The sequence below is a fragment of the Spirosoma foliorum genome, from assembly GCF_014117325.1.
Taxonomy (GTDB): Bacteria; Bacteroidota; Bacteroidia; order Cytophagales; family Spirosomataceae; genus Spirosoma; species Spirosoma foliorum.
The window spans coordinates 5,952,946-5,969,655 of record NZ_CP059732.1 but is presented as its reverse complement, the minus strand read 5'-3'; the positions used below and the strand labels follow the sequence as shown (position 1 = coordinate 5,969,655).

Below are 16,710 nucleotides of genomic sequence, written 5' to 3'. Positions count from 1 at the left end.
CCTGTTTTTTTAACCGCAAAGTCAGTTCAATTCAGTTTTACCGCTCTTAAAATATCACGTTTGTGGGGTGGACCTGGGTGTTTTTCAACGATCAGGCCAGCTTCTCTCATATTTCGTTGTACGTAACTCTTTGAACAATACGTGGTCAACATACCATTGGGCAGCAATAAATGAGCCAGTTGTACAAAGATTTCGGGCTCCCATAGCTCAGGCTGAGCGCTGGGCGCAAAAGCATCGTAATAAATCACATGAAAGCGCTCTGTTGTCTGCCAATCCTGCAGGCGATTTTCGATCTTGGTTAGCGTAAAATAAGGGCTGATGTCAACGGATTCATTCCAGGGTGATTCGTGCAGTCTGGTCAGATAATCAGTAGCTAAGAGGGCATCGAAGTTCAATTGGTGTGCATCTTCCGTCGACATTGGATAAGCCTCAATAGCCGTGTAGTGCACACGTCTTTGATGAATATTGGCCTCACGGGCAGTCAGCAAGGCGTTTAGGCCCGTTCCGAATCCCATTTCAAAAATGTGTAATTCTTCACTAGGGAATTTGTCGAAGGCTTCTAGTAACCCCAGTTTAATATAAACCCGTTGTGACTCCTGGTAAGCGCCATGAATCGAATGATATGTTTTGTCGAGGGCTTGGTTTATGGCTGTATGCGAACCATCTGCCGTTACGATCAGACGAACGTCTGCCTTCATAAGCTATCAGTTTTTGGGCTATTTTTGCACATAGTTTAATGTATAATGGATAATGTACAATGGTTAATGTACGAACTCATTATACATTAACCATTATTCATTATCCATTACAAACAATGATTCAACGCATTCAAACAGTGTTTCTGTTTCTTATTACTGTTGCCATGGGCATTGCCCTCACTAACCCGATCTGGGAAAAAGCCGGGCTGAAATCACCGGAGATGGCGCATCTATCTGCCCTCCAATATAGCCACCAGGAAGGAATTACAACGTATGCCGATACGATCTGGTATTTGGCGTTATTAATTGCTTTGGTCGGATTGGTTTCGCTGTATGCGATCTTTCAATACCGTAACCGACTGACTCAAACGGCCTTGTGTGCTGTGAATGCACTCATGCTCACGGCCATCATGGGTATTATTCTTTATCGGACGCTCTACGCTGGAAAATCCTATGGCAATCCTGCCGATCAGGGAACGTTTCTGTTTGGCTTTTATGCCATCATTGCGGCCCTCGTTTTCAACGCATTAGCAAACCGATTCATCCGTCGGGATGAAAAACTGGTGCGTGGTTCTGATCGAATTCGATAATTGTTCTACTGGTTGTAGAACAATTATTTTTTGACAGGATTACAGGATTTAACAGGATTTCTGCTCACAAAAAATCCTGTAATCCTGTCAAAAAAAGGAGGCACAATCTGTGTCGACTAAACTTGTCCTGCCCTCGTTTTATTTGAGTAAGCGTTTTTGCCGTAACTTGAGCAGCAACTACAACCTCTGCTCAAAAAATGCGAAAACGCTTATTTACACTTCTTTACTTACTAACAGCTACACGCTTACTGGTTGCCCAAGCCCCCACTGGCGCCAGTTCATCTGCCAGCATTGCTACGTTTACAGCTGGTATGGAGCGAAATTCCGGTTTTCTTACCTATTACTGGGATGCTAAAAAAGGCAAAATCTGGCTCGAAATTGACAAATTCGATACTGAACTTTTGTTCTACCCGACGCTGGCCCAAGGCGTTGGTTCTAATGATATTGGACTTGACCGGGGTCGTTTAGGTCAGGAGCACATTGTGAAATTCCAACGTAGTGGGAATAAGGTTCTGATGATTGAACCCAACTACAGCTACCGGGCTATCAGTAATGACCCGCTCGAACGTAGGGCCGTTGAAGAATCATTTGCCAAATCTGTTCATGCTGGCTTCGATGTTGTTGCGGAGGAAGGGGACGGTCCGACGGGTCGGAAAGTTCTGGTTGATCTCACTCCATTTCTGATGCAGGATTTGGTTGGGGCAGTGCAAGCTATTACCCGAACCCGACAGGGAGCGTTCAAATTTGATCCAGCACGTAGTGCCATGTATTTGCCTCGAACAAAGGCTTTTCCACAAAATACCGAGTTCGAGACGATTATTACGTTGACGGGCGATAATCCGGGCGCTTATTTACGTGAAGTTGTGCCAACTCCTACGGCTGTTACGATTCACCAGCATTATTCATTCGTACAATTGCCCGATGCGGGTTACAAACCTCGTGTATTCGATCCGCGTATTGGTTACGGTGGCATTGAGTATTTTGACTACGCAACACCGGTTAGTCAGCCCATCATGAAACGCTATATTTCGCGGCACCGACTGGAGAAAAAAGATCCGTCGGCGGCTGTGAGTGAAGCCGTTAAACCCATCATTTATTACATAGATCCCGGCACGCCAGAACCAATTCGGTCGGCGCTGATGGATGGTACGGCCTGGTGGAATCAGGCATTTGAAGCGGCTGGTTATAAAGATGCGTTTCAGGTTAAACTGCTTCCGGCTGATGCCGACCCAATGGACATTCGTTATAATCTGGTGCAATGGGTTCACCGATCTACACGTGGCTGGTCGTATGGCGGGAGCATCAGTGATCCACGTACGGGCGAGATTATTAAAGGGAAGGTTACGCTTGGCTCCCTTCGGGTTCGGCAGGATTACTTGATTGCGCAGGGCTTGGTGGGTGATTATTCAGGTGCAACGGCTCCTGCTTCTGATCCGATGATGCAAATGTCGATTGAACGGTTGCGACAACTGGCGGCTCATGAAGTTGGCCATACGCTTGGTTTGCCGCACAACTACATCGCCAGTGCACAAGGCGGAGGTATGTTTGGACGGGCGTCTGTTATGGATTATCCGACTATGGTGGCCAAAATAAAAGGTGCCAGCATTGATCTATCAGATGCCTATGCGAAAAACATCGGTGAGTACGACAAATGGAGTATTCGCTATGGATATGAGCAGTTTCCGGCCGGTACAGACGAAAAACAGGCGTTGAACAAGATTGTGAACGATATGCATAAGACGGGGCTGACGTTTTTGACCGATAAAGACGCCCGTCCTGAAGGTTCCGTTCACCCAGCTACGCACTTGTGGGATAATGGCTCAAATGCCGTTGATGAGTTAAAACGGGTATCGGATGTTCGGCGGATGGCGCTAAGTAATTTCTCTGAGAAGAAAATTCCGGTTGGTACGCCAATGGCAACGCTTGAAGAAGTGCTGGTACCTATGTATATGTTCCATCGCTATCAGGTAGAAGCAGCGTCGAAAGTAGTGGGCGGACAACTCTATACCAATGCACTTAGAGGTGATGGCCAACCTGTTGTATCGACAGTGCCAGTTCAAGAGCAAAAACGGGCTTTAGATGCCTTGCTGGCTACAATCGATCCGGCTTTCCTGGCGGTTCCCAAATCGATACTGGCTCTCATTCCGCCACATCCATTCCGTTATGATCCTAATCCGCGGGAGGTGTTCAAACGGCGGACAGGCTTATCGTTCGATCCAATGGCAGCGCCCGAAGCTGCGGCTGGCATGACACTTCAGATGCTGATGAATAGCGAACGGGTTAGTCGGTTGGTTGCACAATCGGCTGTCGATCCTGCTCAACTGAGCCTTGAATCGATGTTTGATCAACTGTTGGGAGCTACCTGGTATAAAGCCGAGCCAACGGATAGTTATCAGGCTGAGGTAAAGCGGTTGACCGACAAGTTAGTGCTGCAAAAACTGATTGATCTGGCTAATAACCAGGAGGGTACCCCGCAGGTTCGGGCAGTGGCCTTGCTAAAAATTAGCCAACTGAAAACGAAACTTACTGCCCCAGTAACAAACCCGAAAGGAGCTGCTCACCGTTTATTCGCGCTTGATCAGATTCGGCGGGCTGATGGTAACGTTGCCGACGTCAAGCCAACAAACCCCCAAACACCACCCGATGGAATGCCAATTGACACGGGTCAGGATTGGTTAGCTCCGGCCTGCGACTGGGAGTTTTAAGTGTCTTGGATGAGCGTGAGGTCAGGTTCTTAAACCTGACCCGCGAGGTTTCTCAAAACCTCATGCAGTTCATAAACGAGGTTTTGAGAAACCTCTCCGTGTCGGTTTGAAGAAACCGACACCACTGGTGCTACTAGAGTGAATTGATAATAAATAGTATTTTATTGAGAAAGGCCATTGCACCTTCGGGATGTAATGGCCTTTTATCGTTTAAAATCAACCGTTTATACAATTTTTGATAAAAATCGAATTTGACGAAACAAATAAAATCTATCTTTGTTAGATAATTTGCAAGTTGTTAGATAATGAGTGTTATAGATCGTAGAACTCGGCAAAAGGCAGAAATCCGACAGCGTATTTTAGACGCAGCCCGGCAGATTGCCCGTGAGAAAGACTGGAATGCCGTGACCATTCGGAGTATAGCCGAGGCCATCGACTACACGCCCCCGATTGTATATGAACACTTCCAGAATAAAGAGGATGTACTCCTAAACATTGTAAAGGAGGGACATACTGAAAATAGACGGGTGTTTGATGAGATTCTGGCTATGGAGTTAAGTGCCGAAGAAAAGATCGTCAGGCTGTCGATGGTGCAGTGGACATTCGCCAATGAAAAACCCGAAATATTTCGCCTAATGCATAACCCGGAACGAATGGAGCAGCAACGGGATATGATGCGTGAGGGAATGGAGGATGCCAAACAGAAAATTGAAGGCTTATTCCGGGAGGTTAGTCCAGATACAGAAAATATGGGCGAACTGATTTTTAACTGGTTTTGCCTGATGCAGGGTTATATCAATCTCATTACAAACATTCGACCAGAGCAAGGGGCCAAAATGCTTGAAAACGTACAGGACCCTAAAATGATCGCTCTATTTAAAGATCCCACCAACTTATTCGAGCGGGCTATTCGCCGATTCATAAAAAGCCTATAAATCCATTTTGACTTCACTTAGATTTTATAAACAATGAAAAGCATGAAGCACACTACGCTAATGCTACTGATGCTGAGCCTGCTAACCAGTTGGGCCAGTGCACAAAATGCGCCATTGGGAGGCTACACCCTGGCGCAATGCGTTGAGTACGCACGGGTCAATAATCCGAACATAAAAATTGCCCGTGTAAATGAGCAAATATCAGTTGCCCAAACGCAGCAGGTTATTGGTAAAAATCTTCCACAGGTGTCGGTATCGGGCTCGTTGCTGGACAACGTTAAGATTCCAGTTCAGTTGTTACCTGGTGAGTTTTTTGGCCAGCCTGGTACCTTTCTTCCCGTTCAATTTGGTACACAGTACAGCTCTACGTTAACGGGTCGGGTGGATCAAAAAATCTTTGATCCTTCATTTGGGTTAGCGCTGAAAGCCGCTAAAATCTCGACTCAGGTGAAGGCGCAGGCTACACTTCAGGCCGAACAGACGCAGGCGTATAATATTGCACGAGCCTATTACCAGACATTGGTTATTGATTTACAAAAACGATTGACCATTCGGGACCTGAATTCGTCGGATACGCTGTTGCGGCAGGAGCAGGTTCGTCTGAAAAACGGAACTACACGCGAGATCGATTTTGGGCGTATTCAACTGAATCGAAACAACCTACAATCGCAACTGGAGCAGGCTAACCGAAATTACGAACAGGCCATTAACCAACTGAAATATCAGATGGGGATGCCGCTTGCCGAAACGCTGACGCTTCAGCCGCTGGAGGTTGAGAAAGAATTGCAGGTAAATGAATTGCCAATGGCAGACGGGCGCTTCGTTGAAAATCGCCCTGATTTTAAGCAGTTAGTCTTAAACACGGAATTGCAGGATTTGAATCGTCAGTCGAATAACCGGGGCTATTATCCATCGCTGGGTTTTTATGGAACGTACGCTACCAATGCTCAACGACAAACGTTTAGCTTTTTCGATGGTAGTCAATCGTGGTTCAAAAGCTCGACAATCGGCCTGACTCTCTCCTGGACGCCCTTCGATGGTAATCAACGGAAATACCGAGATCGCGAAAATCGATTGAATCTGGAATCACTTCGATTGCAACAAATTCTGGCGCGCGAGTCGGCACAACTGAACCTGAGTAACGCCCAAGTCAGCTATCAGAATCTGGTGATCGACATTCAGCGCGAACGGGATAACATAACGCTTGCCCGCAAAATTCTGACGGTTACCGAGCTGGAATACAAGGAAGGAATTGCGACGTCGGTAACACTGATTGACTCCAAAGACGCGCTGACTACGGCGCAAAACAACTTAGCCAATAAATTAATTAGTCTGTATCAGTCCCGGCTAGACTACGAAAATTCACAGGGAACCATACTTCAATACGTCACTCAAAAATAAACAGTTACCATGAAACGAATACTTATAATTGGAGCGGTAGCTGGCCTGATCGCGCTGATTGCCTTCCGATTGATAAACAACAAAAAAGATATTGATGCCGCCAAGACGTCGTCAGTACAGTTCCAGACAACGCCCGTTGTGGATGTGCAGCCCGTTGCGTACGAACGCATCGATCAGAATCTGTCGCTGCTGGGAACGATAGCCGCCCAGAACGAAGGTGACATCATCGCCGAAACACGGGGAAAGCTTCAAAACTTTAAACTGGTGCTCGGTACGTTCGTGAAAAAAGGGCAGCAGGTTGGCTACGTTCAGGACCCTGTTCAGGGCGTTGTTGTTGAAAACAATGAAACGAATGTGGCTAATGCCAAGCGTGAAATGGAGCGTTACGAGCGATTGCTGCAAGGTGGAGCTGTAACTCAGGAAGCCTATCAGAAGTACAAAGACCAGTATGCTACGGCTCTGTTGAACACAAAACAACAGCAGCGCGTATTGGGTAACGGGGCCGTTATTGCACCGATCAGCGGGTATGTGTACGACAAAAAAGTGGAAAACGGTGAATATGTAGCCATTGGTGCTGTCCTCGCGTCGGTCATTAATTTACAGGATTTGAAACTGGTTGTCAACGTGCCGGAGCAGGCGGTTTATCAACTTCAATTGGGCGATAAAGCAACCATTACGGCACAGGCATTTCCGGGCGTAACGTTCTCGGGTCTGGTGCATTATATCAGTCCCAAGGGTGACGATTTACACAATTATCCCGTTGAAATTTACCTGAGCAACAACAGTAAGAATCAACTGAAAGCAGGTACGCTGGCGAATGCAAACTTTACCTTTAAACAGGGAATCAATGGGTTGTTTATACCGCGTCGAGCTTTGGTCGGCGGGGCCGATAGTGCCAGTGTATATGTTGTGCAAAACAACGTAGCCCGCATCCGTAAAATCCGGCTTGGTTACGACAGCGGTGATCAGTATCAGGTGCTTGAGGGCCTGAAACAAGGAGAAGCAATCGTTGTAAACGGTCAGCTGAATCTGACTAACGGGGCTAAAGTGACTGTCAATCAGGGTAGCGCAGCTCAAAGCAAAGTGGATACATCGGTAGCGGTCAATCCTTAAAAGATGGTTTACAGTATTCGGTTTTAGGGTTATGGCTGCGCAAAGCGGTCTTACCGTATCGGTACTGGTCGACTAAAAAAGGCCATAAACCGTAAACCGAATACCTTAAACCCAAAACCATAAATAAGACCATGTCAGTAACTGAAGTCGCCATTAAACGCCCGACGCTGGTTGTAGTGGCTTTCACGATCCTGGGTATTTTGGGCTTTATCTCGTATAAAAGCCTGAACTATACCCTGTTGCCGAAGTTCGATGCGCCTGTTGTGACCGTTATCACAACTTATCCGGGTGCCGCTGCAGGCGAGGTTGAAAACTCCGTAACGCGAAAGCTGGAAGATGCGGTGTCATCGCTCGAAAATCTGAAAAATATAAGTTCGACCAGTCAGGAAGGGCTTTCGATTATTCAGATTGAATTGTCGGCCAGTGCCAATGCAAACCAGGCGTTGCAGGATGCCCAGCGAAAAGTAAACGCAGTACTTTCGCAATTGCCAGATGAGGTAGAATCGCCAACGCTGCAAAAATTCTCGACCGACGATGTGCCCGTTATTCGGATGGGTGTTCGGGGAAATCTGGAAGCAACTAAACTCTACGATTTGGTCGACGATCAGATTCGTACTCAGCTGACGAAAGTGGATGGGGTAGGACAGGTAACCTTAACGGGTGGCCGCCAGCGCGAAATCAAAATTGGTGTTGATCCGAACAAACTCAAGCTGTATAACCTGTCATTGGCGCAGGTAACGCAGGCCGTAAATTCAGCCAACCTCGATTACCCGACGGGACGAATTGAAACCGATCAGGCACAATACGCCATTCGGCTAGCCGGTAAGTTTACCGATATCAATCAGATTCGGAATGCTCCGCTTGTGACATCGGCCAATGGAACGAACGTTATACTGAGCGATGTGGCAACGGTAACGGATGGCGTTGCCGATGCCACGACCATCAACCGGATCAACGGTCGTGAATCTATCGGTATCTCGATTCAGAAACAGACCGATGCCAATGCGGTGGAAATCAGCCAGCAGGTGAAGGCTATTCTGGGTGGTATCGAAAAGCAATACGCCAACATTGGCCTGAAATTCGAAATCACCAGTGACTCATCGACGTACACACTGGCCTCTGCCGAAGGGGTTATTTTCGACCTTGAGTTTGCCGTTGTGCTGGTGGCCCTTGTGATGTTGTTGTTCCTGCACAGTATCCGAAATGCCTTTATCGTCATGGTATCGGTACCGGCTTCCATTATCTCGGTATTCGTGCCGATGTACCTGTTGGGCTTTACGCTTAACCTGATGACGTTGATGGCCTTATCGCTGGTCGTTGGTATTCTGGTCGATGACTCGATTGTGGTATTAGAGAACATTTACCGCCACCTCGAAATGGGTAAAGATCGGCGAACGGCTTCGCTCGACGGTCGGAATGAAATTGGGTTTACTGCGCTGGCTATTACAATGGTCGACGTGGTGGTGTTCCTGCCGCTGGTTTTTGTACAGGGCCTCATTGCGAACATCATTCGAGAGTTCTCGCTGGTGGTTGTGTTCTCGACCCTCATGTCGCTGGCGGTGTCGTTTACCATCACACCGTTATTGGCTTCTCGTTTTGCCAAAGAGACCGATCTCAACGGTCGTGGCCTTGGCAAACGCTTCCTGAAATGGTTTGAAGGACAATTCGATTCGCTTAAACACGCGTACGCTCGCTTACTGACCTGGGGGCTGCATCACAAACGTTGGGTGTTCATTACCGCAATTGCCCTTCTGATTGCCTCATTTGGCCTGGTGGGTGGTGGTTTCATCGGAACAACCTTCTTCCCGCAAAGTGATCAGGGAGAATTTATTGTTCAGATCGAAGGTGAGCCTTTCAACAGTCTGGCCGAAACCAATCGGATTTGTCAGAAGATCGAAAAGCAATTGATGAGTAACCCATTGGTTACGAAAGTGAACAGCAACGTTGGGTATTCGAGTGCTGCCTCGGGCGGTGGACTGGGTTCTACACCTTACCACAAAGCTGAAATTACGGTGACTATTTTGCCGAAACAGCAACGGACTATTTCAATCGAAAAGTTTGCCGCTCAGACAAAGGCCGAGATTATGAAAACGCCTGGCCTGAACGTCAAATCGGCACCGCTGGCCATTACAGGTGGCGCGAATGCCGCTCCGATTCAGATTTTGTTGCAGGGTAATTCGCAGCAGGACTTAGAGAAAGCAGCGGCTGTTGTGAAGCAGATTGTGAAATCGGTAAGTGGAACAACCGACGTTGAGTTAGGCGTAGATGATCCTAAACCAGAACTCAAAGTAAACCTCGATCGTCGTCAAATGGCCCAATACGGGGTTTCGGTCGCGAATGTAGGGGCAACCTTGCAGACCGCTTTTTCGGGAAATACGGATAGTAAATACCGGATTGGTAGTCGTGATTACGACATTCGGGTTGAACTCAACAAGTTTAATCGCCAGAGTAAAGATGACGTAGGAAACTTGACCGTTCCCGATGGTAAAGGTAAATTGATTGAGGTTCGACAGATTGCCGATCTGAGTCTGGGGACTGGTGCAACGCAGTTAACTCGCTACAACCGGGTAGGGTCTTTATTCGTCAACGCCAACGTAGTCGGTCGTCCAACGGGTACGGTCGGAACGGAGATTGACAATATTTTGAAAACGAAGCAATTACCGGGTGGCGTCACCTACAAACTGAAGGGCGATCTGGAACGTCAGTCGGATGCGTTTAGTAGTCTGGGTATTGCGCTGGGACTGGCTATCACATTTGTGTATCTGCTGATGGTGGCACTATATAACTCGTACTTTCGGCCATTTGTCGTCCTGTTCTCTATTCCGATGGCCATTATCGGGGCATTCCTAGCGCTGGCATTGGCCGAGCAATCAATCTCTTTCTTCGTTATGTTAGGGATGATTATGCTGATTGGTCTGGTAGCCAAGAACGCCATTCTGTTGGTTGACTTTGCCAATCAGCAGAAAGAGGAAGGAAAAAATACGATTGATGCCCTCGTTGAAGCAGGTCGCGAACGGATTCGCCCTATTCTGATGACGACCATTGCAATGGCGATTGGCCTGTTACCCATGGCGTTAGCTACGGGCGACGGATCGGAATCGAAGAATGGGCTGGCCTGGGTAATTATTGGCGGTCTAATTAGTTCGCTCCTGCTTACGCTCGTGCTGGTACCGACGGTTTATCTGACATTCGAAAACATATTTAATGCTGCTCGCCGTTTGTCGGCTCGCTTGAGCGGAAAGAAAGAAAAACCCGTGCCAACTAATCCGGCGAAAGTATAATCGAGATAAAATCAATTTGTGAAAAGCCGCCTATTGTTATGAGGGCGGCTTTTTTGCTATAATTCGAGTTGCGTGATTGTCTGTATGTCGCATAGCGACAAAATGTTTGTAGCCTAAACAAACGTGAATAATGGATAGATTCTAAAATTATCAGCTGATTGTCAGTTATTTACAATGCTATTTTTTGTCATCCCGACGTCAGGAGGGATCTTCGGCAACTGGTTATTTACCGAAGATCCCTCCTGACGTCGGGATGACAAAAAACTAGTATCATGCTATTCGTAAATCATCCATTATTCACTTTAATTACCAACCTTAGTAATCATCGTGCCGGTGGGGACGAAATAGTTACGTACCTGACGGCACGCTAAAAAGGCGAATGAGTTGCATTTCTATAAACATCCTGTCGCTACGCGACTATATCGAAGCGTGGATTAATCTATTTTTGAGGTTTCTCAAAACCTCGTGAGTACATATAGGTTTTGAGAAACCTCATTGTGTCGGTTATAAGTAACCGACGCCACTTAAGCATTTCTGTTCATAGTTTTGTGGCGATACCAAAACAGCAGCCACATGAATATAGCGCTAACAACTGGCTGGGTAGGTGCCTTGTTGATTACCAGTCAGCTAACATTTGCTCAACAATCCGTTACCCTTCCCACTGATACAACTAAGTCATCAACTCCAGCGATAAACATATCGGGATCAGCTAAGGCGGAGAAGAAGGAATTGAAATACAACCTCAACGAATCGGGAACCCACTTTTTTAAAGCTACTTTTCTGAATCAGGCCTGGTTACAGTTCAATCAGAGTAATCCTGGATCAACGGTTGTTGGGGTGCCTAAAGACAATACCTTTTCTATTGGGTTACGCCGGACCCGTATGCAGCTGTTTGGCCAAATCAGCGACCATTTGTTTTTATACTTCCAGTTCGGGATGAATAATTTCAATTACCTGAATGGTGGATTTAATCAAACCGCTTCGTCGCAACGAAAAATACAGGCGTTCTTCCACGATGCGCTTGCTGAGTATCTGGTGTTTAAGAATAAAAATTACCTGAATATTGGCGCTGGCCTGACCATTGTGAATGGCCTGTCGAGATTCAGTGCGCCTAGCGTGGGAACGATTATGAGTATGGACGTACCTGTTTTTGCCCAGGCAACCACCGACCAAACCGACGAGTTTACCCGCAAATTAAGTGTATATGCACGCGGTCAGGTTGGCCACCTCGATTATCGTGTAGCGGTCAGCGATCCATTCCCGATTCAAACTAATGGAGCTGCGTTACCAACCTATGGGCCTAATTCTATTTTTGCGTTGAAAGGCCACGAGAAGCAATTTCAGGGCTTCTTCATGTGGCAATTTTTCGATAAAGAAGCGCATCAGGCACCCGGTTACAACACGGGTACGTATCTGGGCGCTAAGAAAATTTTTAATCTGGAAGCTGGATTTATCACACAGAAAAACGCGATGGTACGCGTACCTGTAGCGGGCGATACCGTTTATCAGGCATTGAATCTGTGGTCAATTGCATCGTTTCTGGACATACCGTTAAATAAGGAAAAAGGAACTGCCATCAACGCTTACCTTGGCTATTTCCACACGGATTACGGCGACAATTATCTGCGTTTCAACGGTGCCATGAATCCGGCCAGCGACATTCCCGCGTCCCAACGTCCTGGTGGGCTAGGAGGTACTCAGGGCAACTCTTTCCCAATGTTCGGTACGGGGAGTGTTGTCTATGGTCAGTTTGGCTATCTACTGAAACGGGATCTATTTGGTGAGGGCAACGGTACGCTCATGCCCTATGTGCAGGCTCAACTAGCGAACTATCAACGCGTAGCCAATACACTTGGAGTCTACAATATTGGTTTGAACTACCTGATAAAAGGCCACAACGGGAAGCTGACACTCGATTACCAGAACCGACCTTATTATGCTCCATCGTCCAACACGTCCCAACTTTCTGCAGCCGGTCGGCGGGGGCAATTAATCCTGCAATACCAGATTTTTATTTAGAAGGAGTTGATGAAATGGCGGGTTAGGTTTGCCGCTGTTTAACCTTTTTCTTTTATCGTACTTTAGGGTACTTTTTTGTCATTCCGACGCAAGGAGGAATCTCAAAGTCGCTTATTAGTCAAGCTTGAGATTCCTCCTTGCGTCGGAATGACAAAAAAGTAGGCAATTTTTTTGCCTGATTCAGCCAATTATTTCTCCGCTGTTTCCTGACAAGCATCTACTGTCATGTCTTTCATATCGCGTTTGGCGGTGTTCTCTGTTACTTCCGAGAGTTCCAGACGAGTGCGAGTAATGCTTGATTTCTGATCACCTTTTACATAATAGCTTTTGCCGGCTTCAACCTGGATGTCAAGACCGGTTTCTTTCTTAAATACCTCTATACCACCGCGGTGTGCTGTTAATGACAACTGGTCAGGTTTAGCCTTGTATTCGATGTAACGGTTATTGCTAAGCTTACATATTTTTTCGCCATTGGCGAAAATTGCATAATTAAGCGCTGACCCAAAAAACTGACCGCCCCGATAAATATAGACAGTTGCAAAGTCGGCACGGGAGTCTGTATTGATGGAATCGCTCCGGAAAGCAGTAGTAAGAAGGCCTAGGCAAACGAATGCCAATAGGTGTACCTTTTTCATGATAGAGTTATAGTAAGTGACTGATGATAAGGAGCCAAAAATAGGCTGTTTGCTCGACTGTTTAATATCACCGCTTACCTATCATTTATTTACTGGTCTGGTTGACGCCCAACCGTTTTACCAACATGGGTAAACTCAGTCCTTGTGCGACCAGTGTAATCAACACCGTCATCACCGAAATGAAAATGATTACGTCTCGTTTTGGAAATGCGTGACCGTCTGTTAAGGTAACGGGTAAGGCAATGGCAGTGGCCAACGAAACAATACCTCTCATGCCCGACCAACTGATAATCAGGCAGTTTTTCCAGTCAAGCTGAGCTTCTTCAAACTTGCTGTCCTGCGTTTTCTGGAAGGCTCGATCTATGTTAATCTTTTGCAGAAATACCCTGGCCATTCGGATAATCAGCGCAACAATGCAGATGATGAAGCTATAACCAATCAGCGGTAAAAGCTCCTGACGATCAATATTTTCGAGTACATAAGGAAATTCCAGCCCGATAAGTACAAAGACTAACCCATTCAGGATAAACACAATAATTTCCCAGATGGCTTTAGACTGGGCTTTGGTGCCATCTGGAAAGAGTTTTTTAGCAAACTGAGAGACGGTTAACCCCAATGTCACAACGGCAATAACGCCCGACACATGAAATTCTTCCGCTGCCGAATAGGCAACAAATGGCATCAATAAGGTGAAGCTGATAGCTACCAGTTTATTGTTGGGAAGCCGTTCCAGGAGAAACCCCATCACTCGGCCTAGCGCTGCCCCAACCAGAAAACCTCCCGCAATGAGCAGTAAAAACTGTAAGCCAGCCTTCCAGAATACGAATGAACTGCCCGCAACAGCAGCCACTGATAGGCGATAGGCAATCAGGCCGGAAGCATCGTTGATCAGACTTTCACCTTCTAAAATGGTCAGCGTTTTGTGTGATAAGCCTAAGCCTTTGGTAATACTCATAGCGGCTACAGCATCGGTAGCCGACAGAATCGCGCCTAATACAAACGCCAGTGGCCAGGTCATGCCCGGAATCAGGAAATAGGCTGTAATAGCAATTCCGCTCGCGGTTAGAAAGACCAACGCAAAGGCTAACGAGGAAATCGTGTTGATGTTCTTTTTGAATTCCCGCCAGGAAATATTAAAGGCGGCATCGTACAGCATTGGTGGTAGAAAAAGTAGAAAGACTATGTCAGGGTCAAGCTCGATTTTGGGCATTCCCGGAATGAATCCGACGGCAATTCCCGCCGTTACCAGAAGGATAGGATAAGGTAAACGAATCTTATCGGCCACTGCCGACAGGCCGATCATGACCGCCAACAGAAATAGAATAATACTGTAATTCTCCATAAAATGCTTATTTCTTTTCGACAGGATTTACAGGATGAACAGGATTTTACGAAATCGAAGAAATCCTGTTCATCCTGTAAATCCTGTCGAAAACAGCCTCTCTATCTTTACTAAAGCAAGCTTATTCCGGATGGTTCAGGTGCAGCTACCGATTAGTGATTTTTAAGCCAGATTAGTTTTTGTTAAGCAATTCTAATCCCAGTACTGCATAGATACAATAGCTTGTATATAGTTGGATCAAAATAGAAAAAGCCTGCTAATTTGCGAATTAGCAGGCTTTTTCTATGTCTATGTACGTCAATTACACGCCAATATTCAGCGTACTTAGTACACCGTTCATATTCCGAACGGCATCTGCCGATTTGTTGAAGGCAGCTTGTTCTTCATCGGTCAGTTTGTAATCGATGATTTCTTCCCAACCGTTTCTTCCTAAAACAACAGGTACACCCAGGCAAATGTCCGACTGACCATATTCACCTTCGAGCAATACACAGGAAGGAATAATACGCTTCTGATCGCGAAGGATACTCTCGACCATGTAAGCGCCCGCTGCACCTGGTGCATACCAGGCAGATGTACCAATTAAACCTGTCAATGTAGCACCACCCACCATTGTGTCGGCAGCTACTTTTTTCAGGGTTTCTTCATCCAGGAAGTTGCTGACAGGTACGCCAGCTTTAGTTGCCAGACGGGTTAATGGAATCATGGTTGTATCGCCGTGACCACCAATAACCGAAGCCTGTAAATCGTTTGGCGAGCAGTTCAGTGCCAGCGACAGATACGTTTTGAAGCGAGCTGAATCCAACGCACCACCCAGACCGATAACCCGGTTTTTAGGCAGTCCCGACGATTTTAACGCCAGATACGTCATCGTATCCATTGGGTTCGAGATGATAATGAAAATCGCGTCGGGAGAGTATTTCAGAATATTTTCTGTAACGCCTTTTACGATCCCAGCATTAATACCGATGAGATCTTCACGGGTCATGCCGGGTTTACGGGGAAGGCCCGAGGTAATAACAACAACATCCGACCCCGCTGTTTTGGCATAATCGTTGGTAGAACCTACCAGCTTAATGTCGCAATCAAGCAGCGTCGATGCCTGGAGCATATCGAGAGATTTACCCTCACTAATACCTTCTTTAATATCGAGGAGAACAACTTCGTGGGCAAGCTCCCGACGAACAATGTTGTCGGCGCAGGTGGCTCCAACGGCTCCGGCACCTACTACGGTAACTTTCATACTGTATTCGGAATTAAAGGGTTAACAAACGATCGCAAAAGTACGTCCCACGGTCAAGACAAACCAATAGCGGTCGTAATAAAACTTCTGGTTCAGTTCGAGCGTTTATAGTACGAACAAAAGTTGTTAGATACATACCACCCTTTACTTTGTTAGACTGGCCCGTGCTGGAATAACAAATCAGTCAATGAAAAACAGTAGTCTTATATCCAGGATTCTATCCTCCATTTTCTTTAAGCGGGCCAGCGATGGAGCTGCTCGTTACGCTCGTAATACACGAAGTTTGTATGACCTGATCCGGGAAGCTATTGACAAGAGCGGTGGTTTATCGGGTGCCAATTTTGCCGCCTTTCGGGAGCAATTAGGTATTGTTACCCGTTTGTTGAAAGCTTATGCATCGGGCGAATACCGACAATTACCCTGGAAGACTCTCCTTCGGATGATTGCCGTACTCATCTACTTTGTATCGCCCATTGATATTTTACCCGATTTCCTGCCAATTGTGGGCTTGACAGATGATATTGCGCTCATGTTCTGGCTCTTCAATGGAATTAAAGACGACATTGATAAGTTTCGGGAGTGGGAATACACGGCGACCAATCAACGACAGGAGTCATCCCGTCCGGTTGAGACTATTAAAATAGGGTGAGTATAAAGTTTCAAGTTCAACGTTTAAGGTTTAATGTTTCCTGTTTGATTAGGTGAACGTTTAACCACTTGAATAAAACTTGAAACATTAAACCTTAAA

12 protein-coding genes are annotated in these 16,710 nt (G+C 46.5%); 8 read left to right on the top strand and 4 right to left on the bottom strand.

Features of this window, described 5'->3' with window-relative positions; all coding sequences use genetic code 11:
• Nucleotides 1-26: 26 nt before the first annotated feature.
• Nucleotides 27-698, bottom strand: a complete 672-nt coding sequence (mnmC2, locus tag H3H32_RS25215) for a tRNA (5-methylaminomethyl-2-thiouridine)(34)-methyltransferase MnmC2 (RefSeq protein ID WP_182458536.1) — start codon at nt 696-698, stop codon at nt 27-29.
• A gap of 116 nt (nt 699-814) precedes the next feature.
• Between mnmC2 and H3H32_RS25210 the strand changes: the two genes are divergently transcribed.
• The 7 genes from H3H32_RS25210 (at nt 815) to H3H32_RS25180 (ending at nt 12,742) form a co-directional block, all read left to right on the top strand.
• Nucleotides 815-1,288: a DUF4293 domain-containing protein gene (locus H3H32_RS25210; protein WP_182458535.1), complete on the top strand. Its 474-nt coding sequence runs from the start codon at nt 815-817 to the stop codon at nt 1,286-1,288.
• Between the two features lie 197 nt (nt 1,289-1,485).
• Nucleotides 1,486-3,993: a zinc-dependent metalloprotease gene (locus tag H3H32_RS25205; RefSeq protein WP_182458534.1), complete on the top strand. Its 2,508-nt coding sequence runs from the start codon at nt 1,486-1,488 to the stop codon at nt 3,991-3,993.
• A gap of 305 nt (nt 3,994-4,298) precedes the next feature.
• On the top strand, nt 4,299-4,928 hold the full coding sequence (locus tag H3H32_RS25200) for a TetR/AcrR family transcriptional regulator (RefSeq protein ID WP_182458533.1): 630 nt from the start codon (nt 4,299-4,301) through the stop codon (nt 4,926-4,928).
• Between the two features lie 42 nt (nt 4,929-4,970).
• Nucleotides 4,971-6,329: a TolC family protein gene (locus H3H32_RS25195; RefSeq protein WP_182458532.1), complete on the top strand. Its 1,359-nt coding sequence runs from the start codon at nt 4,971-4,973 to the stop codon at nt 6,327-6,329.
• A gap of 9 nt (nt 6,330-6,338) precedes the next feature.
• Nucleotides 6,339-7,442, top strand: coding sequence for an efflux RND transporter periplasmic adaptor subunit (locus H3H32_RS25190; protein ID WP_182458531.1), 1,104 nt, complete (start codon nt 6,339-6,341; stop codon nt 7,440-7,442).
• Between the two features lie 131 nt (nt 7,443-7,573).
• On the top strand, nt 7,574-10,723 hold the full coding sequence (locus tag H3H32_RS25185; protein WP_182458530.1) for an efflux RND transporter permease subunit: 3,150 nt from the start codon (nt 7,574-7,576) through the stop codon (nt 10,721-10,723).
• A 573-nt stretch (nt 10,724-11,296) separates the two neighbouring features.
• Nucleotides 11,297-12,742, top strand: a complete 1,446-nt coding sequence (locus H3H32_RS25180; RefSeq protein WP_182458529.1) for a hypothetical protein — start codon at nt 11,297-11,299, stop codon at nt 12,740-12,742.
• Nucleotides 12,743-12,930: 188 nt separating this feature from the next.
• On the opposite strand, the gene H3H32_RS25175 is transcribed toward H3H32_RS25180, so the two are convergent.
• The 3 genes from H3H32_RS25175 to mdh all read right to left on the bottom strand — a co-directional run bounded on the left by H3H32_RS25175 (nt 12,931) and on the right by mdh (nt 15,962).
• Nucleotides 12,931-13,377 (bottom strand): DUF2846 domain-containing protein, encoded by a 447-nt coding sequence (locus tag H3H32_RS25175; RefSeq protein WP_182458528.1) that lies wholly within the window; start codon nt 13,375-13,377, stop codon nt 12,931-12,933.
• Between the two features lie 85 nt (nt 13,378-13,462).
• The gene (locus H3H32_RS25170; protein WP_182458527.1) at nt 13,463-14,719 is read right to left on the bottom strand and encodes a Na+/H+ antiporter; all 1,257 of its coding nucleotides are present in this window, start codon (nt 14,717-14,719) and stop codon (nt 13,463-13,465) included.
• Between the two features lie 301 nt (nt 14,720-15,020).
• The gene (gene mdh / locus H3H32_RS25165) at nt 15,021-15,962 is read right to left on the bottom strand and encodes a malate dehydrogenase (RefSeq protein ID WP_182458526.1); all 942 of its coding nucleotides are present in this window, start codon (nt 15,960-15,962) and stop codon (nt 15,021-15,023) included.
• A 187-nt stretch (nt 15,963-16,149) separates the two neighbouring features.
• Here mdh and H3H32_RS25160 point away from each other — a divergent pair, with 187 nt between their 5' ends.
• Entirely contained in the window at nt 16,150-16,611 is a 462-nt protein-coding gene (locus tag H3H32_RS25160) for a YkvA family protein (protein ID WP_182458525.1), read from the top strand.
• The last annotated feature ends 99 nt before the right edge of the window (nt 16,612-16,710 follow it).